The organism is Armatimonadota bacterium, assembly GCA_028871815.1.
GTDB lineage: Bacteria > Armatimonadota > Chthonomonadetes > Chthonomonadales > Chthonomonadaceae > REEB205.
This window is the reverse complement of record JAGWMJ010000003.1, coordinates 324571-344233: the sequence shown is the minus strand read 5'-3', so window position 1 is coordinate 344233 and position 19663 is coordinate 324571. Positions and strand designations below refer to the sequence as shown.

At 60.6% G+C, this 19663-nt stretch carries 16 protein-coding genes and 1 tRNA gene; 4 read left to right on the top strand and 13 right to left on the bottom strand.

Annotation, left to right across the window (positions count from 1 at the left end; genetic code table 11):
- Nucleotides 1–62 precede the first annotated feature (62 nt).
- Nucleotides 63–145: transfer RNA gene (locus tag KGJ62_05965), tRNA-Leu, on the top strand.
- 15 nt (nucleotides 146–160) lie between these two features.
- Here the strand turns inward: KGJ62_05965 and KGJ62_05960 are convergent.
- Entirely contained in the window at nucleotides 161–826 is a 666-nt protein-coding gene (locus tag KGJ62_05960; GenBank protein ID MDE2126116.1) for a ThuA domain-containing protein, read from the bottom strand.
- Between the two features lie 142 nt (nucleotides 827–968).
- Between KGJ62_05960 and KGJ62_05955 the strand changes: the two genes are divergently transcribed.
- The gene (locus KGJ62_05955) at nucleotides 969–1784 is read left to right on the top strand and encodes a sugar phosphate isomerase/epimerase (GenBank protein MDE2126115.1); all 816 of its coding nucleotides are present in this window, start codon (nucleotides 969–971) and stop codon (nucleotides 1782–1784) included.
- Between the two features lie 66 nt (nucleotides 1785–1850).
- Here KGJ62_05955 and KGJ62_05950 read toward each other — a convergent pair whose 3' ends face one another.
- The 10 genes from KGJ62_05950 to KGJ62_05905 all read right to left on the bottom strand — a co-directional run bounded on the left by KGJ62_05950 (nucleotide 1851) and on the right by KGJ62_05905 (nucleotide 14038).
- Nucleotides 1851–3158 carry an MFS transporter gene (locus tag KGJ62_05950; GenBank protein MDE2126114.1) on the bottom strand — a complete coding sequence of 436 codons (1308 nt, stop codon included), beginning with the start codon at nucleotides 3156–3158 and terminating at the stop codon, nucleotides 1851–1853.
- A gap of 121 nt (nucleotides 3159–3279) precedes the next feature.
- Nucleotides 3280–4380 carry a Gfo/Idh/MocA family oxidoreductase gene (locus tag KGJ62_05945; protein ID MDE2126113.1) on the bottom strand — a complete coding sequence of 367 codons (1101 nt, stop codon included), beginning with the start codon at nucleotides 4378–4380 and terminating at the stop codon, nucleotides 3280–3282.
- A 75-nt stretch (nucleotides 4381–4455) separates the two neighbouring features.
- A complete protein-coding gene (locus tag KGJ62_05940) occupies nucleotides 4456–5214 on the bottom strand; it encodes an alpha/beta fold hydrolase (GenBank protein ID MDE2126112.1) in 759 nt (252 codons plus the stop codon).
- 161 nt (nucleotides 5215–5375) lie between these two features.
- Entirely contained in the window at nucleotides 5376–6713 is a 1338-nt protein-coding gene (locus KGJ62_05935; GenBank protein MDE2126111.1) for a GAF domain-containing sensor histidine kinase, read from the bottom strand.
- 37 nt (nucleotides 6714–6750) lie between these two features.
- Nucleotides 6751–7710, bottom strand: a complete 960-nt coding sequence (hemB, locus tag KGJ62_05930) for a porphobilinogen synthase (protein MDE2126110.1) — start codon at nucleotides 7708–7710, stop codon at nucleotides 6751–6753.
- Complete coding sequence (gene cobA / locus KGJ62_05925) at nucleotides 7664–9268, bottom strand: uroporphyrinogen-III C-methyltransferase (protein ID MDE2126109.1); 1605 nt, start codon at nucleotides 9266–9268, stop codon at nucleotides 7664–7666. Before cobA ends, hemB begins: the two co-directional genes overlap by 47 nt.
- On the bottom strand, nucleotides 9265–10827 hold the full coding sequence (nadB, locus tag KGJ62_05920; protein MDE2126108.1) for an L-aspartate oxidase: 1563 nt from the start codon (nucleotides 10825–10827) through the stop codon (nucleotides 9265–9267). Before nadB ends, cobA begins: the two co-directional genes overlap by 4 nt.
- Nucleotides 10828–11751, bottom strand: a complete 924-nt coding sequence (gene hemC / locus KGJ62_05915) for a hydroxymethylbilane synthase (protein MDE2126107.1) — start codon at nucleotides 11749–11751, stop codon at nucleotides 10828–10830.
- 17 nt (nucleotides 11752–11768) lie between these two features.
- Nucleotides 11769–12878, bottom strand: a complete 1110-nt coding sequence (locus KGJ62_05910) for a carboxypeptidase regulatory-like domain-containing protein (protein ID MDE2126106.1) — start codon at nucleotides 12876–12878, stop codon at nucleotides 11769–11771.
- Complete coding sequence (locus KGJ62_05905; protein ID MDE2126105.1) at nucleotides 12878–14038, bottom strand: vitamin K epoxide reductase family protein; 1161 nt, start codon at nucleotides 14036–14038, stop codon at nucleotides 12878–12880. Before KGJ62_05905 ends, KGJ62_05910 begins: the two co-directional genes overlap by 1 nt.
- Before the next feature lie 204 nt (nucleotides 14039–14242).
- Here KGJ62_05905 and KGJ62_05900 point away from each other — a divergent pair, with 204 nt between their 5' ends.
- Nucleotides 14243–15376, top strand: coding sequence for an ABC transporter permease (locus tag KGJ62_05900; GenBank protein MDE2126104.1), 1134 nt, complete (start codon nucleotides 14243–14245; stop codon nucleotides 15374–15376).
- Nucleotides 15377–15683: 307 nt separating this feature from the next.
- Nucleotides 15684–18098 (top strand): sodium-translocating pyrophosphatase, encoded by a 2415-nt coding sequence (locus KGJ62_05895; protein MDE2126103.1) that lies wholly within the window; start codon nucleotides 15684–15686, stop codon nucleotides 18096–18098.
- 96 nt (nucleotides 18099–18194) lie between these two features.
- On the opposite strand, the gene KGJ62_05890 is transcribed toward KGJ62_05895, so the two are convergent.
- A complete protein-coding gene (locus KGJ62_05890) occupies nucleotides 18195–18434 on the bottom strand; it encodes a hypothetical protein (protein MDE2126102.1) in 240 nt (79 codons plus the stop codon).
- 266 nt (nucleotides 18435–18700) lie between these two features.
- Nucleotides 18701–19516 (bottom strand): prepilin-type N-terminal cleavage/methylation domain-containing protein, encoded by an 816-nt coding sequence (locus KGJ62_05885; GenBank protein MDE2126101.1) that lies wholly within the window; start codon nucleotides 19514–19516, stop codon nucleotides 18701–18703.
- Nucleotides 19517–19663: the final 147 nt, after the last annotated feature.

Sequence of the window (19663 nt, the reverse complement as noted above, 5' to 3'; positions counted from 1 at the left end):
TATACTCGGTCGTTACACGCTCGCCGCCGGCTACCAGGTCGGGTATACTCGCGTTCGCACTCGCCGAAGTGGCGGAATGGCAGACGCGGTGGTCTCAAAAACCATTGGGGGCAACCCCGTGTGGGTTCGAATCCCACCTTCGGCATCCCGGCGCGGTGCACTATCCATCCTGTCCGGCGGCCCAGATCATGCCGCGCTTCATGATGGCAAGAACCTCAGGTTGCGCTACGGTGGCTGCGCTGTGGCCGAGCGAGCAGTAGAATACGCGGCCCTGCCCGTAGTATTTGGTCCAAACCACGGGCATATCCACGTTGCCGTTCGGCGCATGCGGCCCGTCTACCGTTGGAAACCGCGTGACGGCCTGTACTTTTACCGCTGGATCCACATGTAAGTAGTATTGCTCCGACCGCACTTTAAAGTCCGTCGAGCCGCTTGTGACGAAGTGGTTCGGATCGGTTATTCGCACGGTGTACTCCACCTGATCGTTGCCCGGGTGCGCCACCCACTGACCGCCGGTCATAAACTGGTATTCCGTTGCGTCGCGAAATGAGTCGCACATGCCGCCATGGCAGCCGGCGATGCCGATACCGCCTTTGACGGCTTCCAGCAGTGGCTCCAGCTGATCTCCACGGATTGTGCCCATAGTCCAAATCGGGACGACGAGCTTCAGGTTCGGGATCGCATTGAGCTCTTTATACGCGTCCAGAGTGTTGGTGATAGTGACTACAAATCCGGAATCCTTGAGTTCCGACCCAAGAATCTGTGCAACCTGCTCGGGCTCGTGTCCGCTCCAACCGCCCCAAACGACCAGCGCAGCATTCGTCATCATTTGCTCCTGCCAAACAGGATTTTGCCGCAAGGGCCGTGAACGGGATACTGTAACGGCCTGCCACAGTTCTCCGCTACCTCCGTCCAGTCCTTCGGCCGGACGTTCAGCGAATCCCGCAGGCCAACCATAAGGAGCACGTATGAAGATTGGCGTGAACCGTTGGACACTGCCCGGTGACTGGCCGTTGTCTCGGTGCTTTCAGGAGGCCGCGGCCGCGGGATTTGACACCATCGAGGTCAATATTGCCGAGGATGGCGAGATTGCACTCTCCTCTGGCGAGGCTTCGATTCGAGCACTTCCGGCCCTGGCTAAAGCTGCCGGCATCGAGATATCGAGCCTATCGACAGGACTTGGCTGGAAGTACCCGCTCAGCGCCGGCACCGAGTCGGACCGAGAGCGGGCAGTAGACGTCATTCGGCGGCAGCTGGAAACCGCGGCCTGGTTGGGTGTGGATACCATCCTCGTCGTGCCGGCAGTAGTTACGCCGGAGGTTTCATACGACGCGGCGTGGAGTCGCGCGCTGGAGGGTCTAAAGCGACTGGCGGCAGATGCCGAACGGCTGGGAGTTCACATCGGTGTAGAGAATGTGTGGAACAAGTTCCTGCTTTCTCCGCTGGAGTTTGCCGGTTTTGTGGACGCGGTAGGAAGCGACCATGTTGGCGCGTATTTCGATGCCGGTAACGTGCTGGTTTATGGTTATCCGCAGCATTGGATCCGTATCCTCGGTAGCCGAATCCGCAAGGTGCATGTCAAAGACTTCCGTACAGGCATTGGGAATATCGGCGGGTTTTGCAACCCGCTGCAGGGCGACGTGCCCTGGCAGGCTGTCAACAGTGCGCTGCGGGAAGTCGGTTATGCGGGCCCCGTCACGGCTGAGGTTGATGGGTACCGCGTACATCCTGAACTTGGGCTGCGGCACATTGCGGAGTCGCTGCGCTCCTGTTTCGCGAACTGAGCGAGCCGCGTTGACGCGGCAATAACTTGCCACCGAGCCGTACCGTGGTGGCGCTGTCCACCACTCCTACGAAGTTACGGGTCGACTTGCTGGACGGTCATGTATAGCGAATAAGGCGATAAAAAACGCGCCGGTGAGGATCACTCCGCAGCCAATAAACGGGACGACATGCGCCGGTACTGTCAGGTGGCCGACGTGAAAGGCGCCGAGCGAATAGAGCGGCACACTGGCCGCAGCGCCAATAATCGCACCCAATCCTTGTGCCGTACCGACCGCGCCATTCGCGGCGCCGCGCTGGCGCTCGTGGCATAGTGCGCTCACGATTGCCATCCAGGCAGGAAACGCCACAACAAAGCCGAGGCCGATCGCCGCCCCGCAAATCACCAGCATATAGCGAGACGGAAAAAGCATCAACAACCAGAAGGCGATCACGCACAGGCCAACGCCGCAGCGGACTGCGATGGCTTTCCCCACACGGTCCCCGAGGCTGCCCAACGGAACGGAAAGCAATGCGATGACGAGCGCGGGTACCACCATGAGGTTTCCGAAGAGGCGCTCGGTCATATGAAATGGCCCGCCGGGCTCCATAGCATAGATCTTTACATACAGCATGACCAGCCCGATACCAAGGAACGTGACGAAGGCGAGAGCGAGATTGGCAGGTATGCGCGAAAGCATCGTCCGGAAGTCGCGAAGACTGAATGCCGCCTCGCCGGCATCGGCCGGCCGGGAGCCGTAGTGTGGCTGACGCGGAATGAGTGCCAGCACGGCAATCGCCGTGACCGCAAAAAGCGCCGAAGCCACGAAAAATGACGCGTTTTTGCTGGCGGCCGCCGAGAGGTGAAAGTGCACCTGCGCCCAATCATCCACATTGCCACCTATGGCTGGTCCAAGGGCAATACCCATAATGTACGCAAGGTTGAACATGCTCATTGCCGCGCCGCGCCGGGCCTCAGGCACAAAGTCTCCAATTACGCTGAAGCACGATGGCCAGAGCGCGGCGGCGCCCATGCCATCGGCGATCCGGAGGAGCACGAGCCCATAAGGGTTGGCCACAAATGGAGTCAGTGCCGCAGTGAAGATTGAGATAACGGGTCCGGCCAGGATCAGGAACTTCCGTCCGACCCGGTCGCCCAGCACGCCGAATGGCGATTTGAGGCTTGCCTCGGTAAGTAGATAGACGGTGCCAACGATGCCAACCCAGGAGCGTCCCAGTCCGAGCGCCCGGATATAGACGGGCATTGCCGACAGGTTGACGATGATATAGGCTAGCTCTGCAAAGCCGGCAACTATGACCACACCAGTCAGCAGCTTGGTCAGCGATACCTGGGGTACGGCCTGCCCGTCGCGTGAAGTAGCATCCGAAGCCGTCAAATCAGGTGGCCGACTTCGTGACGCGACATACCGCGCAGCCCGATACCGAATCGAGCGGCCCTGGAAGCGCGCGGCGCTTCCAGAGGCGCGTTGTAGTGGTCATGATCGGCGGCCGCACCCGTTACGGCCGCGCGGGGGACGTTGACTTCTTCGTACGGGCCGGTTTTGCCGCCGGAGCGACAGCCACCTCGTGCCCGGCATCACTAGAGGCATATATGGCGTCCATGATGCGGGCAACCATAAGGCCATGCTCACCCGTAACCAACGGGCTCTTCTTGTGCTTAACGCACTCGACGAAGGATTTCATCTCGGCGTGGTAGGTGTTGATGTGCGCGTCCGGCACATGTGGTTCAAAGCTGAATACGCTGCGGTGCCGCTCCTGCGTAATCGTGAGCGGATACGCCTGGGCGCCACCCGCGGTGCCCAGGAGGGTGGTGTTGTTGATCTCGTCCTTGATGTTGGCCACGAAGCTCGACTCGAGAACCACCGTTGCTCCGTTTGCAAAGCGGATGAGACCTGCAGCCATATCTTCGACCGTGAAGTTCTTATAGTCCCACTGACCCATAAAGCCGACCACGTCTCCGCGCTTTCCGAATTTCTGGTAGGTCACGCCGCTGGCGAACGTCGGCTCCGGGTGGCCCATCAACCAGAGGGTGAGGTCCAGGATGTGAACGCCGATGTCGATGAGCGGCCCGCCGCCCTGCTTGGCCTTGTCGATGAAGACGCCCCAGCCAGGAATACCACGAACGCGCATCGCCTGTGCGCGGGCGTAGTAGATTTCGCCGAGCTCCCCAGCTTCGATAAACTGCTTGAGCACCTGATTCTTGGGCGCAAATCGCGAGTTATAGCCGATCTGCAGGATGCGATCGTTGGCGCGCGCAGTTGCAACCATCTCGGCCGCCTCAACAGCGTTCATGGCTATCGGCTTTTCACACAACACATGTTTGCCGGCCTTTAGAGCAGCCATTGTGGCCGAGTAGTGAACGTAATTGGGCGTACAAACGGAAACGGCATCGATTTCGTCGAGCTTTAGCAGGTCATTGAAGTCGTCAAATCGGCGTGTAACAGAGTACTTATCGGCTGTAGTGTTCAATGCCTTGGCATCGATATCACACAGTGCATATATCTCACACTCGTCGGGTATCTGGCTGTAGCCGGGAAGGTGGGCGCCATTGGCGATACCTCCGGTTCCGATTACGCCCAGGCGGACTTTCTTAGCCACCGGATCACTCCTCCTCTTCGAAAACCTCTTCGCAAAACGTGCCGCTCAACGGCGGCATCCTATGAAATTGTACACCTAAATGTCCGGTTTCGGTGCGACCTGCATCGGGGTTGTCACCCGCCGGATGAACGCCTCCGCAACCGTGGCGACAGTCGCGCCGTCGGTTGCCCAGCACGCGGCGTGCATGGCGCGCTTCAGTACCACCAGCTGGCCGAGTGGGGCGGCCTCCGCGATTTTGCGAACACTCTCCGGTGGCGCCAGTTTGTCACGTCCGGCCGCCAGTACCAGCAGCGGGGTGTCCACCAGCGCAGCGGCTGCGCGCATTGGCGACACCTCGGCCGGTTCCACATTCCAACGTGCCTTTGCCGCGCGGCACATCGCTTCGGAAAGGAGTGGGCCAAACGGGCCGGCTGTGGCGCGGCACCAGGCGTGGGTGGCGTGCTCCAGTGTGAGATAGGGCGACTCTGCGATTACCGCTTTGATCCGTGGATCTTGCGCAGCCAGCCGGATCCCGGTCGAGGCGCCCATGGAGAGCCCGCAGACAACGATCCGGCCGAGGCGTCGAGGCTCCGATGAGACGTAATCCACGGCTGCAGCGAGGTCGAGTATTTCCTTGGCGCCGCAGGTGGTGAAGCCGCCGCCGCTGTGGTCGTGCGCGCGGAAGTCAAACGCAAGGCACGAACAGCCCAGCCGCTCAGCGAGTTGGAACCACGGCAGCGACTGCAAACTGGAGCCGCGATATCCATGACAGGCAATGAGGCAGACCGGCGCCGAACCATCGCGCCGCCTTAACCAGCCCGAAATGCGAATCCCATCCGAGGTACGCAGCTCCACGTGGGATCCCACTTCGTCCAATCGGCGTCTGGCACCACGACCGCTGCGCGTCCGGCGAGTTGCCAGCGCCAACAGGCAGCGTGCCGCGAGCCCTGACGAGCCTGCCGACTCGTGAAACGGTAGGCTACCTGCAGCGTGGTCATCCGCAAGCCGCATGCGGGTCACGGGGACGCGTCGATGGGCAGCCGCACCGTGAACGTGGATCCACGCCCTTCTTCGCTTTCACAATCTACGGAGCCGCCCATAAGATCCACCAACTGGCGCGTGAAGTAGAGCCCAAGACCCGTTCCCGGAATATGCTGGATTGACTCGCGATCGAGACGATCGTATTTGCAGAAGAGCCGCTCCATCTTGTCGGCGGCTATGCCCAGACCGTGGTCCGAGACCGCTAACCGCAGCATGTTGGGGGGTACCGGTGCGACCTCGATCTTGACAGCGCCGCCACCGGGGGAGTATTTGATGGCGTTTGCTATCAGGTTTCCAAGGATATGGTGGAGCTTCTCGGGGTCGCTCTGAATCTCTTCGGGGGTTTCCGGGTCGATGTCCACCTGAAGCGTATGGCCGGCGGTATATGCCTTGTCGTGTCGCCTGCGCGTGATCTGTTCGGCCACGATGTCACGAATGTGAACCGGCACACGCCGGATTGCCAGGTCCTTTCCAGCATCCAGCCGAGCCTCATCCAGCAACTCTTCGATGGTTTCCTGGATCCGACCACTCTCCACGGCAATGGTGTCGTACCACTCCCGCCGGTTGGACTCGGCCGGGTCGAGGGTTCGCAGCGTGTCTGCCGCGCCGTGAATCGCGGTGAGCGGATTCCGAAGTTCGTGCGCCAGGAAGGCGACAAAATCTGACTTGAGCTGGTTGGCCTGTTCCAGAGCCATCCTCCGGGTTTCATGTTGATGAAGCTCATCCTGCAGGCGCAGCCGCTCGTCGGATTGCCGGCGCAGTTCCTGCTGCAGGCGAGCGTTGTGCGTAGAGATAGCAACCTGATTGGCCACCGCCGCAAGCGCCGTGCTTTGGTCGGCCGAGAACACCGTACTCTGGATACGGCTATCGAGGTAGATCACCCCCAGGAGCGTGCCGCGGAGAATCAGGGGCACCGAGAGCACAGAGCGTAGATGCCCGAGCCGGATGCTCTCTCTGGCGCCAAGCGTGGGATCTTCGAATGCATTCGTGGCGATAAGCGGCTGGAGGCTCTCAAGAACGGTGTCGACCGAGTATCGGCTGATTTCGGCGGGGTTGTCGCCGTCGGGTTGTGACAGCGAGCTGGTGAGTGTCTCGCGGGCGATATTGTGTGTGGCAAAGCTTTCAACGCGCCGCGTGGCAGGATCCAGAATGAGTACAAAGCCGCGTTCAGCGCCGGCAGTCTCAGCAGCCGCTACGATTGCGGCATCGAGCACGCTCTGTAGATCTTGACAGTCGTTCAGGAGCGCGGCAAGCGCCAGAACCTGCTGAAGCAGGCGGGAACCCGTATCGCTGCCTGGTGGTTCGCTCAGCATAGGTGGATTAACCGGCATCGGTTGGGCTCATCGCGTCTCAATGAATGTTTCGAACTCGCTCCGCGTACTCCAAGGCATGGTAGGTGAGTATTATGTCAGCGCCGGCCCTGCGGAACGCGACCAGAAGCTCCTCCACGGCACGAGACTCATCCAGCCATCCGGCCCGTACAGCCGCCTTGAGCATAGAGTATTCACCGGATACATTGTAAACGGCAAGAGGATGGTCAAACCGCCGACGCGCTTCGCCAAGTATATCCAGGCAAAGCAGTCCCGGCTTGACCATCAAAATGTCGGCGCCTTCGTCTGCGTCGACTTGCATCTCCCGCATCGCTTCCCGTCCGTTTGCAGCATCCATTTGATAGGTGCGACGATCACCAAAGGCCGGTGTACTGCCGGCCGCCTCACGAAAAGGGCCATAAAACGCGCTCGCCGTTTTGGCGCTGTACGCCATTATAGCCGTATTCACGAAGGTCTCACGGTCCAGAGCTTTCCGGATTTCAGCGACGCGTCCGTCCATCATGTCGGATGGCGCCACGATATCGACTCCAGCGTTAGCATAACAGACTGCTGTTTGGGCCAGAAGTTTCACTGTGGCGTCGTTTGATATGGCACCACTTTCTACAACGCCACAGTGCCCGTGGCTGGTGTACTCGCACAAACACACGTCGGCGGCCACTACCAGTGTGTCACCCGCCGTTTGTCTTGCGGCTTCAATGCTTCGAGCGGCTATACCGCAAGGGTTCCACGCTTCACTCCCGGTCTCGTCCTTGACGGACGGTACGCCAAAAAGCATCACCCCACCCAAACCGGCCGCCGCGGCACGCTCCACCGTCCGCTGCATGTCGCAGAGTGTCAGGCGACTGACGCCCGGCATCGCCTCGATCGGGACACTTGTGTCTCCCTCGTGAACGAACAACGGCAGAATCAGGTTGGCCGGTGAAAGGTTGGTTTCACGAACCAGGCTGCGCATCGCCGGTGACGTCCGGAGGCGGCGCATGCGCGTGGTGATCGACAGTTCCAAAATACTCCTCCATCTTGGCGACCAATCCAGCTATTGAATGTTCCGTAGCAACGATGCTCGGCGTAAGGCCCAATGCGTGCAGCGCGTCCGCAGTCACTGGACCGATTGCTGCAAGCGCCACATCCTTCAACAGCAGTCTGGCGCTGCCGGGTGAGTTAGATTCTATGGCGGCCGCGAAAGCCCGCACGGTAGAGGCGGATGCGAAGGTGATCGCATCGATGCGCCCAGCGGCGATCTCCTGGCACAGATTCGCAGCGGAAGCGCCTGCCGGCACCGTCCGATAGCAGGCTGCAACGGTGACCGACACTCCTTGCTCTTCGAGCCACTGTGGCAGCAGCGGTCGCGCTTCCACAGCGCGCGGCAACAAAACCCGCATACCCTTGAAGTCTCTGTCGGGCCAGTCGTCGATGAGGCCCTCGGCCAACGCCGTACGCGGTGTGAAATCCGCGAGTAGCCCGATGCACCGGCGTAGTGCGGCGCCGGTAGCCTGGCCGATTGCAGCGATGCGACTGGAAGCAAATAGCCGAGCGTCGCAGTGCAAAGCGTCAAGCCGGGCGGCAACGGCCTCTACCGCGTTTGGGCTGGTAAATACCACCCAGCGGTAAGCGGCGGCGTTCAACAGTTCTCGATCCAGCGAGGTGTAATCGTCCAGGGGTTCGATTCGAATGCAGGCAAACAGCTCCACGTCCGCTCCAGCCTTAATGAGATCGGCCGCCAGTCCGCCGGCTTGATCCTGAGAGCGCGTTACTACAATGCGCCTTCCAGATAGTCCGTGTCCCTTTCTTTCACGGGAACACTTAAGTGACTCGCGAAGGCGTACAGCGTCGCCAACCACGCACACAACATCCTGGATGCTGCTGCATTCCGCGGTCAGATCGCCTGCGGCGCCGAGCGTGCTGGTGGTAACACGCTGATCCGTGAGCGACGCTGAATGGATGAATGCAACCGGCGAATTACGGTCTCGTCCGTTCTCCGTGAGCAACCGCGTGAACTCACCGGCTTTACCGGCTGCAATCGGAAAGACCAGGGTGTCTGCCGCCTCAGCAATGCCCCGCCAGGCTCGTAGCGAGTCGTTCGCGGCATCAACTTCGGCCGCCGTCATCGTTAAGCAAGAGGCCACGTCGCGGTGCGTCAGCGGAATTCCGGCACACGTTGCAGCAGCAAGTGGAACGCAGATACCCGGTACAACCCTGAACTCTACGCCGGCCGCCGCGCATGCAAGGGCTTCCTCAGCGCCACAGCTGAAAACAAACGGATCGCCCACAAACAAGCGGACGACCGATTTACCCTGAAGCGCACGTGAAACCAGAACGCCGGCGGTACCTCCGGCGGCAGCAGCAGGGTCTCCGGAAGCCGCCACAGGTATCCGCTCCGCTGTGACCGGCGCCGCGTCGATAAGTGCTTGTTGCACCGCCGCATCGTAAACCACGACGTCGGCGATGCCAAGCAGCCTTGAACCAAGCGCCGTGATGAGGTCGGGATCGCCCGGTCCGGCCCCGACCAGCCAAACCAGGCCGGGTGCTGCAGCGCTCATCTCGTGAGGACCGAGTCATGCCGCTCGGATTCAATGCTTTCCGGCATGTCGGTGCAGTAGTGCAGTCCGCGACTTTCGCGGCGCATCGCGGCGCACGCTACAACCAGCCGGGCCGTTGTGGCGATGTTCCGCGCCTCGTGCCATGCCATGCCGCCGTCCAGCGCCTCCAGTTGCTCGGCTACGTTCGCCAGCTCTTCTGCGGCGAGCGCAAGCCCGGCGGAAGTACGGACGATACCGGCGTGCCGCTGCATCACATCCTGCGTTTGCGACCTGAGTTCATCGATCCGCCATGGCTCTCGGGACTCCTGTGCCTGCGGTTCCCGTGACGGCACGCCGTTACAGCGCGAAACGGTATATTCGCTTGCATGCTGACCCGCGCGGTAGCCAAAGACCATTGCCTCCAGGAGCGAATTGGATGCCAGTCTGTTGGCGCCATGGACGCCGGTGCACGCCACCTCGCCGGCGGCATACAAGCCGCCGACCGAGGTAGCTCCGTTCAGGTCTGTGACCACGCCGCCACACTGGTAATGCTGCGCCGGTACGATTGGGATCGGTTGCGTGGCGATATCAATGCCGGAACGTCGGCACGCCTCCGACACGGTAGGGAAGTGGGAAGCCAGCACGGCAGGCGAGATGCTAGTGGCATCCAGAAAGAGATTCGGCGCGTCGGTTGCGGCCATCTCATCAACGATGGCGCGCGCCACGATATCTCGCGGAGCCAGGTCGGCCAGTGGATGGCGGACCTGCATAAACGCTTCGCCATTGCCGTTCCGCAGTATGGCGCCCTCGCCGCGAAGCGCTTCCGTGATGAGAAATGCGCGATGGCCCGGAGCGTAAAGTGTGGTCGGATGAAACTGCACGAACTCAAGGTTGGCCGCGGGCACACCGGCACGCCACGCCATGGCGACGCCGTCGCCCGTCGCAACCTCGGGGTTGGTGGAGTGTCGGTAGACGCAGCCGCTGCCTCCGGTGGCTAGCAGCGTTGCTCGCGCTGTGTACGCGATAGTGGCCCCCGTCCGCGTATCCAGCGCCCAGGCGCCGGTGCAGTTTGTCTGCGAGCCCGCGCTGCACACGATCAGGTCGGTAGCGAATAGATGTTCACAGATCTCTATGCGTTCATGCCTGCGCACCGCCTCCAGGAGTGTCCGCTCGCACTCGCGTCCGGTATAGTCCGCCGTGTGGACAATTCTGTTTCTTGAGTGACCGCCCTCGCGGCCGAGAGCAAGCTCTGTATCGCCGTGACCCGACAACTGCGTGTCAAAGCGGGCGCCAAGGCTGATCAGATCCATGATGCGCGCTGGTCCCTCAGTTACGAGCACATCAACAGCATCGGCGTGACAGAGGCCAGCTCCGGCGGTCATAGTATCCTGTGCGTGCAGCTGGAAGGAGTCGTCATCGGCGAAGGCGCCCGCGATACCTCCTTGTGCCCAGCTGCTGCTGGCGTCGGTGGAGGCGCGTTTTGTCAACAGCGCAACATCGCCGTGTTCAGCAGCCGTGAGCGCAAAAGTCAGACCGGCCAATCCGCTGCCGATGACCAGAAAGTCAGTTCTGTAGTTCATTCAGGTTGTTGCACGCATCAGGTCGTGACCAGAGCGGCGCAGCATCGCGTGCGCCAGTGCCGCTCCTTGCTCATCGCTATCGAGGCCGGCTGAGGTGACCGTGCTTTTGTGTATGTGCGCGCCGTCTGGTGATGACAGCATGGCCGAGATTTCCAGGTTGCTGCCATGTGGCCGTGCCAGAACAGCCGTCGGGGTGGTGCAGCCTGCGCCCAACGCTCTCATAAATGCGCGCTCCGCCAACGCAGCGCGCCGTGAGTCCGGATCGTCGATTGCCGCTACCAGGCCGCGGGTGACAGTGTCCCCTTCCCGCGTCTGGATGCCAAGACATCCTTGCCCGGCCGCCGGCAGACAGACCGATTCCGGCAGGGGCGTCATCTCTGCCATATCCAGTCCCAGGCGCAGCGGACCCGCCATGGCAAGGACGATCGCGTCGTATTGGCCCTGGCGCAGTTTGTGGAGTCGCGTGTCGATGTTGCCCCGTATCGGCAGTATGCGGAGATCGGCGCGCGCCGCGAGAAGCTGAACGGTACGGCGCGGGCTGCAGGTGCCGACTCGCGCTCCGTTCTGCAGACCGAAGAGATCGGCGGTTTCACCCGCGGCGATAGCGTCACGCGGATCCTCGCGTTTGGGATACGCGGCGATACAGAGGCCGGGATGAAGCTCCGAAGGCAGGTCCTTCAGGCTGTGCACGGCAATATCGATCGATCCGTCAGCGAGCGCCTCTTCGAGACGGCGCACGAACAGACCCTGCTCCCCGGTCTGAAACGCGTCATGGCGCTGATTCACATCACCTTGCGTTTGCACGACCACGATTCGTGGTGTGATGCCGGGTACAGCGGCTACAAGCTGCGTGGCAAACCAGGCGGCTTGCGCAGTGGCAAGCGCACTGCCGCGCGTGCCGATGCGTATGCAATGAGGCTCCAAGGCGTGTGGGCTGGTGGTCAGGGCCGCCGATAGCTGCGTGGATCTACCACCGTAACGTCTATGATTGCCCGGTCACGGCTCGCTACGAGCAGCGGGTCGTAGAGATAAGGAACTTTAGGATCGAAGAGCTTTGCATGGTCAATTGCCCCTTCAACATTCTTGCGTCTTCCTGGTTTGGAAGGCTGCTGTGCGTACGCAACTACAGCAAATAGGTGGTCGTCCAACGGCGCGCGCCGATCAAAGTGTATATCCGCTTCGTAGGTGTTGCCTTCAGTTTGCACCAACTGATAGATCTTGCCGGTGCGGGCGTCTTTCGCGACCACGATTACCGGCGTCGCCGGCTGCGGTGGGGCCGGCAAGCTTACCTGTAGTCGCGCCACTTCGCCACGCTCCACCACACCGGGCTCAGCGCGCGGATCCTTGAAGCAGAGCCACTTGTGACGGGGCTGCGACGGCTTGACGGCGCTGTCTGGCTCCATACGAACCGGATCGAGCCAGACCGAAAACTCCGGCGGATGTTTCTCGCCCCGTGTGGGGATCTCGTGCTGGATCCAGTAGAGTTGGTCGACGGCAACCATGTCGCTGGCGTCTGGTGCAACAACTTTGAGAAAAAGTGAGCCGGGCATCTGGCGTTCCTGAACGATTGCCTTTTTGCGCGCGCGCGGCTCAGCGCCAAAAAGCAGGCGATCGGCAACAGCGCCCCCTGCCTCAATCTCACCCTTGGAGATTATGTCGGGGTTCAAGGCTGCCTCGGCTCCTGTGACGGCGCGGACGCCGGCCCGAATGGGGTTCGCCACGAATCCGGCCGTGGTACCAACAAATCGGGTGACGCCGGTGAAAACGCTCGAGATGAACCCTTTTCCGTGGTGCGAAGGGAGATGCAGAAGTCCAACCGGCACCGCCAGAGCGTATTCGCCATCCTGGTCGGTCCGCGAATAATCGACCACGTGGTCCTTATCATCGTAGAGGACCACGGTCGCGTCCGGGATTGGCTGCCGGTCGGCATTCAATACCTGGCCGGTCGCCCATGCCAATCCATCCGCCAGCGCAGGTTTCGACGGTAAGCAGAGTATCGCCACTGCCGGTATCATCAGGGCCAAAACGAGCGCGAGCCGCGACTTTACCACTACTGTTTCCACATTGGGAGGTTTGGGTTATCCATTGCCTGTGCCAACTGGAGAGTGCCGGCAAAGGTCCAGGGCCGTGTTGAATGCGGGCCGAGCAGTACGAACGACGGCGTCGCGTCCAGACCCATCTGTTGCGCGGCCTGCATATCCACCTGAATGCGCTCCCGCACGGCTTGCGAGTTGATATCGCGCTGGAATTCAGGGATGTTGAGATTCAGGCTCTTGGCATAGCCAATCAGATTCGCCTCGCTGTACGTGCCGTTACCCATATCCTGCTGGTGGGCGTAAATCTCATCATGCATCTGCCAGAACTTGTGCTGAAGTCCGGCCGCTTCCGCAGCGCGCGCAGCCAGCTTGGCAAACGGGTGCATCGGAAGCGGGAGGTTCCGGAATGCAATGCGAACCTGTGTGGGGCGCTGCATCAGGATGCTGTTCGTTGTGTTGACGGCCAACTTGCAGTTCTCACACTCGTAGTCACCAAACTCCACCAGGGTGAACTTGGCAGTAGGCTCACCAAGAAAGTGAGTGCCGGGGGGCAGCAACGTTTGCGACAGGATCTCCACGGGCCGCGGTGTATTGTCGTGAACCACGTGCCACTGCGCTGCAATGACGGGCCAGAACAGCACGCCGAACATGGCAAGCAGAAAGAAGCAAACTCCGCCAAGGAGCTTCTGTTCACCTGTGATCCTGCGCCCCACCAGGAAGTGGTGCCACACAGTAACCAGAGCAATTATTGTGATCGTAATTGCACTGGTGAAGCAGTACGGACAAAAGCCCAGGAGCACGAACAGCGCGGCATACTGGAGCAGCCACGAAACCACGAAGCCGCATGCCGCCAGCACTGCACGGATCATCTCAAACCGCTCGGCGCGCGCAATAGCCGCATCTGGCCCGGCGCCGTCTCCGGAGGCTGACGCACGACTCCGCATGGCCGCTATCGTGAGCGCCAAAATCGCGCCGTACATCAGAACTCCCAGAGCCGCGGTCGGCAGCGGACCCAGCTGCCCGAACCGGCTCTTCAAGAGATCGGTGCAACCGCGATGCAGGCCGCAAGGCAGCGACACCTGCGATGAATAGTGCTCAATGGTAAGCAGAAGGGCCAAAACGGCTCCAAATGCCGACAGCACCAGCGCTATGCCGTTCACAATTTTGCGCGTCATCTTGTCGTTCATTATACTGCAAAGCCTCGCGGTCATTACCGAACGCCGGTTCGACCGTGGTAACCTAAGCACCAGCCCTCACTTCTCATGCCCCAGCCAGTCTCTCAGAGCGGCCGCCGTACAGCCGCTGCCTCGGCAGCCCTTCGCAGCGCAGCACAGTCAATAAGTACGCATCCCGCGCGCACTTTACTCACCGTGTCCGGCGTGGTAATCGGTGTTGTCTCCATCGTAACCATCACTGCGGTTCTACAGGGTGTAAAGCGCGAAGTGCGGTCGCAGTTAGAGGGCCTCGGCGCAAATGTGGTTATTGTTGTTCCCGGCCAACTGAATTCCAGCGGCCAGCCCAATCCCATGGCGATGATGGGCATATCGACCCTGACGGCGGCAGATGCCGCCGCACTTAAGAGAGTGCCCGGTGTGGTTACCGCGTCGCCCGTCATATTTGTGGCCGGCTCTGCCTCGCGGACGCGCGGAAGTGCGCACGCCGCCTTCGTTGTTGCAACAAGCTCCGGCGGAATGCGGATGAACCCATCGCCAATTGTGGCCGGTCGGTACTTTACAGCTGGTGAGACCGATGCCAAAGTCTGCGTGCTGGCAGATCGTCCGCGCCGCGATCTGTTTGGGGCTGCTCCGGCCGTTGGTCGTCGCGTTTGGGTGCGTGGCCAGGCGTTCCGCGTCGTCGGGGTGCTCAAACGGCCCGACGATGAGGGTTTGCTTGGCAGTCATCTGCTGGGACTTGGTGATCTTGTATACCTGCCGCTCGGGATTACGCACCATCTCTTCCCTGGCGGCGAGGTGAACCGAATCGTGTTGAAGACCGACTACCTTCATCCGGCAGACGGCATGATTGATGCGATGGATGCGGCTCTGCGCGCTTCCCATCACGGTGTGAACGACTTTGGCGTGATTACACAAAAGCGCGGTCTGGCGTTGGTCATCCGGCTGCTCAATATGGTTCAAGCGCTACTGGTACTGGTTTCCGGGATTTCACTGCTGGTTGCCGGCATCGGGATCATGAACGTGATGCTGCTCTCGATAAACGAGCGCACAAACGAGATTGGCATACGCAAGACGGTCGGCGCTCGGCGCGCCGATCTCTTCTGGCAGTTTTTGACCGAAGCAATGGCGATATGTGTGGTCGGCAGCATCATCGGCCTCGCCATCTCATCGCTGGCGTGCGCGCTCATTGCCCGGTTTGCACCGCTCGCACCGGTGTTGAACGGGCAGTTGATCGGGCTGACACTGGTGGTATGCTGCGGACTCGGCCTTGCGTTCGGCGTGCTGCCGGCATCACGCGCCGCGCGGATGGATCCCATTGAAGCCGTGCGACACGAGTAGGCTACTCGTGTCGAATGTCGGCGCCAGGCCACCTGCCAATTGGCTTGACAATATCGCCGCTGGTGGCATATAATTACGCCCGTAGAAGCAGAATGCTTCGGTTGTTCCTTTTACTCCCATCTCGTTGTTTGGCAATCAGGAGAATCGTCACGTGACAAATGACCGCCGCTGCGCCGGACCGCGGCGCAGCAGCCTGGCCAACGCTTCTGTGTGGCTGGCGCCCCTTATCGGAGCCATCCTTTTGCTAGCCCCGTCGGCCGCCAGCGCAGGTGAGGCTGTCAAGCTGCCGCCGTTCCGGCATCAGGACATGCTCCTCATCTATGTGGTGCTTGCATTCGGCATCATTTCGGTGCTTGCCGGGCTCTTCTGGTACAAGTCTGTAGCTTCTCAGAGCCCAGGTACCGACCGGATGCAGGAAGTGGGGCAGGCGATTCGCGACGGTGCGTTAGCCTACCTCAGCCAGCAGGTCAAAACGATGCTGCTGCTCGTGGCGCTTATTGCTGTCGGCCTGTTCTTCCTGTATCGTGGCCAGGCCAATCTGGGATATGGCCTCAAGGAAGCGCTTGGCGTAGCTCTCTTCTTCATTCTGGGTGTGACCGCATCGTACACCGCCGGTTACGTGGGCATGGGTATGGCGACGATCGCCAACCAACGTACGGCGAACCAGGCGCGCACCACCTTTCGTGGCGCTTTGGAAACGGCCTTCCGAGCCGGCGCCGTATCGGGGATGATGACCGTTGGGCTTGGCCTTATCGGCGCCTGCCTCGTATTTATCATCTATCGTCAGGAGGCCATGCTCATCCTGGTCGGCTTTGGCTTCGGCGGATCTCTCGCAGCGCTGTTTATGCGCGTTGGCGGCGGCATCTTCACAAAGGCGGCGGATGTAGGCGCCGATCTCGTGGGTAAGGTGGAGTCGGGGATACCCGAGGACGACGCACGCAACCCTGCGACCATCGCCGATAACGTGGGAGATAACGTAGGTGACTGCGCCGGTATGGCGGCCGATGTGTTCGAGAGCTACGAGGTCACGCTGGTGGCCGCCATCATTCTCGGCGCGGCGATTGTGCCATTCACAGGCGGTTTAGGTGCCACTCTGCGCGACACGGCCCTGCGTCTTGTGATGTATCCACTTATCGTACGTGCGGCCGGAGTCGTGGCATCCATTGTTGGTGTGCTCTCCGTGCGCGGGCAAGATCGTGATGATATGGACGCCATGCAGCCGATCAACGTCGGCTTCCGTGTATCGGCGCTTGTTGCGGTAATTGCATTTGCGTTCTGTGCGTTCTTCTATTTCAACCAGCCGGGAAGCGGCGGCTTCTGGCAGCACGGGATCGAAGTGCCCTTGCCGGATGGAACCGGGCATATCGTGTACCAGTGGTGGCGGTTCTTCCTCTGTACCTTTGCCGGAATCTTGCTCGCAATCGCGATTGGCTGGCTCACCGAGTACTTCACCAGCACGGAGAAGCGTCCGGTAACTGAGATCGCCATGCAGAGCCGCTCCGGGCCGGCCACGATGATTATCTCCGGCTTCTCATTCGGCCTGGAGAGCTCGGTTTGGAGCGTGGTGGCCATCGGCATCACGCTGCTGATCGCGCTTGCCGTATTTGCCGGCGATCCACTGTTGGCCGCGTACGGAATCGCACTGTCGGGTCTTGGGTTGTTATCGACGACTGGTTATATACTGGCGATGGATACTTTTGGCCCCATAACCGACAATGCCAACGGTATCTTCGAGATGTCCAAGGTGCTTGAAGAGGATGCGGCTGCGGGCCGCGGTAAGGCCGTTGGCTCTATCGGCGGTGATCGGATTGTGGGCCGGCTGGATGCCGTAGGCAATACCACCAAGGCTCTGACAAAGGGCTTTGCAATCGCCACGGCGGTCATCGCGGCTGTGGCGCTGTTCCGGTCGTTCATGACGGATGCCGGCCTTTTGCCGCCATCCAATCCGGCTACGTTGGCCGCTTTGCTGAGCCAGCATCGGATTTTCGGCATACCGCTGGATGTGCCGGAGGTATTCGTCGGCCTGCTCATCGGTGGCGCCGCGCCGTTTCTGTTCTCTTCATTCGCGATCAATGCCGTCGGTCGCGCCGCAACCCTGCTGATCGAGGAGGTTCGACGGCAGTTCGCCAAGGAGCCAGGCATTCTTGCGGGCACCAAGAAGCCGGACTATGCCCGGTGCGTCCAGATTTCAACTGCGGCGGCGCAAAAGGAGCTGCTCGGCCCCGGCATCCTGGCTATTTCACTGCCGATACTGGTGGGCTTCGGGCTCGGCTTCCGGCGGCCGGACATCGGTGCGGCAGCGCTGGGCGGATATCTGGCCGGAGCCATCGTGAGCGGCCAGTTGATGGCCGTTCTGCTCTCCAACTCGGGCGGCGCCTGGGATAACGCCAAAAAGAAGATCGAGGATGGACTGTTTGGGGGCAAGAACACCAAGAACCACGAGGCTGGCGTCATCTGCGATACCGTGGGTGATCCATTCAAGGATACAGCCGGACCGGCACTTAACCCGCTGATCAAGGTAATGAACCTCACCGGAATCCTCATTGCCGGTGTGGTTACGCGCGATCTATCTATTGGAGCACGGCTGGTTATTTGTGGTGTCGCCGGTGTGCTTTTGGCAGGCGCGATCACGTTCAGCAAGCGGAGTTCCGCGTCCGGATCGTTCTCCGGCGGCGACGACGATGATACAACGGTTGCGCGCGAGGCTGCCGTAAACAGCTAAGGCACGCACGTTCGCTCTGGTTCAAACTGAGACGGGCAGCTGTCCACCCAGGACAGCTGCCCGTCTTTGTAACGCTCGATATCTACCGATGACCAGCTATTGACCGGAAGGAGCGGAACCCTGCGCATTGTTCTGCTGCTTCAGGTGCCTGTTACCGATATGGCCGGCCATCGCTTCGTTGTGGAAGTTGTACATGTTGGCATGCACCGGGCGGAAGCTTCCTGGCGGCGTATTGTATCCGGTGAGCGCTCGGTAGCACATCACAATGAGCAGCACAACGCCTACGCCGATTGCTGCAGGGATAGCCCACGCCGGAACCTCTCGATTTTTCAGCATCCTTCACTCCTCATTGAACGACGTGCAAGTTGCGGACTCTGTTCCTGCAGTGTACCGTCCAGGGTCACTTGCCTCCGCGAACTACCGTCCATTGGTGCGGTTCTGCCCTTGCTGTGCTCCGAAGAATAGCGGCAGCCGAAAGCCGCATCCCGGGTCGCGTACCCGACCTTGTGCCTGCCGAACTGAGACCGCCGGAACTGAGGCGTTTCAACTCGGCAGGCATGACAGGAGCGCGGCAGCGCCGACGCTCGATGGCGTGACTTTGGCTAGTTCCCCAGCTGCCAGTTGCCGTTGCCGTCTTTGTACGGAATGCCCCACAGTTCATCCGAGCCGTTGTATGGGCCAGCATCGGTGACGATCCAGTCGAGAATCGGATACCCATCCAACTGGTTGCCACCTAACTGAACACCGTTGGTTCCGAGGTTTGGCCTCGTGTGCACTGCCTTGGCATGCCCATCGGCGTATGCGGAATTCACGGTGCCCGTATGGCGCGTCTGTATCGGCGAGTCAAACAGTCCGTAGTTTGCCGTGCCCCCGGGCAGCGTCACGGCGGCGTCTGCGATGACGCTGGTATCAGCCGGCCACTGTATATCGGCAAGACGCTTGACCGGCCTGTCCATTTCGCTTCCAAATATCGGATTCGGATCACCGTCATCGACCACCGCATAGTTTGGCTGATAGCTGATGGTAGTGACCGGCGGTGTGGATGTACACGGTGGCGGCAGCCCGATAACCGAGAACGCGAGCGTTACATTAAGCGCGTGTGCGTCCGACGGGCAGTTCCATATCTGTCCGTTCTTGATGTAGGCGACGGTCTCAGACCAGGTCGAGGCGCTGCACAATCCACCCGTTGCCGGGTCATTGGTGAGATACAGGTTTATCGGAAACGTCTCGTCATAATCCTGTACATATAATTGAAAGCCGAGGCCGATCTCTCGGAGGTTGCTGAGACATGAGATCGTTCGTGCCTTTTCTCGTGCCTGAGCAAAAACGGGGAAGAGGATCGCTGCTAGAATCGCTATAATAGCGATAACTACAAGTAGCTCGATCAGGGTAAAGCCATGCGCACGTCGACGTTGCATTCGGAACTCCCCTCCTGTTGTGGCGGGCACCTGTGCCCTGCCTGTGGTCGTGTTCCGGCATCGGAGGCCGGTACCACCTCGATTCCGCAAACGTTAATCGGACTCCTGCATGGTTCCGCAGAGATGGCGTAATGGAGGTCACATCGA

What these genes read in the sequence shown, in the direction of transcription:
- KGJ62_05885 (MDE2126101.1), bottom strand. Translation starts at nt 19,516, where the DNA reads ATGCAACGTCGACGTGCGCATGGCTTTACCCTGATCGAGCTACTTGTA.
- KGJ62_05960 (MDE2126116.1), bottom strand. Translation starts at nt 826, where the DNA reads ATGACGAATGCTGCGCTGGTCGTTTGGGGCGGTTGGAGCGGACACGAG.
- KGJ62_05905 (MDE2126105.1), bottom strand. Translation starts at nt 14,038, where the DNA reads ATGACGCGCAAAATTGTGAACGGCATAGCGCTGGTGCTGTCGGCATTT.
- KGJ62_05955 (MDE2126115.1), top strand. Translation starts at nt 969, where the DNA reads ATGAAGATTGGCGTGAACCGTTGGACACTGCCCGGTGACTGGCCGTTG.
- nadB (MDE2126108.1), bottom strand. Translation starts at nt 10,827, where the DNA reads ATGAACTACAGAACTGACTTTCTGGTCATCGGCAGCGGATTGGCCGGT.
- KGJ62_05895 (MDE2126103.1), top strand. Translation starts at nt 15,684, where the DNA reads ATGCTCCTCATCTATGTGGTGCTTGCATTCGGCATCATTTCGGTGCTT.
- KGJ62_05935 (MDE2126111.1), bottom strand. Translation starts at nt 6,713, where the DNA reads ATGCTGAGCGAACCACCAGGCAGCGATACGGGTTCCCGCCTGCTTCAG.
- KGJ62_05890 (MDE2126102.1), bottom strand. Translation starts at nt 18,434, where the DNA reads ATGCTGAAAAATCGAGAGGTTCCGGCGTGGGCTATCCCTGCAGCAATC.
- cobA (MDE2126109.1), bottom strand. Translation starts at nt 9,268, where the DNA reads ATGAGCGCTGCAGCACCCGGCCTGGTTTGGCTGGTCGGGGCCGGACCG.
- hemB (MDE2126110.1), bottom strand. Translation starts at nt 7,710, where the DNA reads ATGCGCCGCCTCCGGACGTCACCGGCGATGCGCAGCCTGGTTCGTGAA.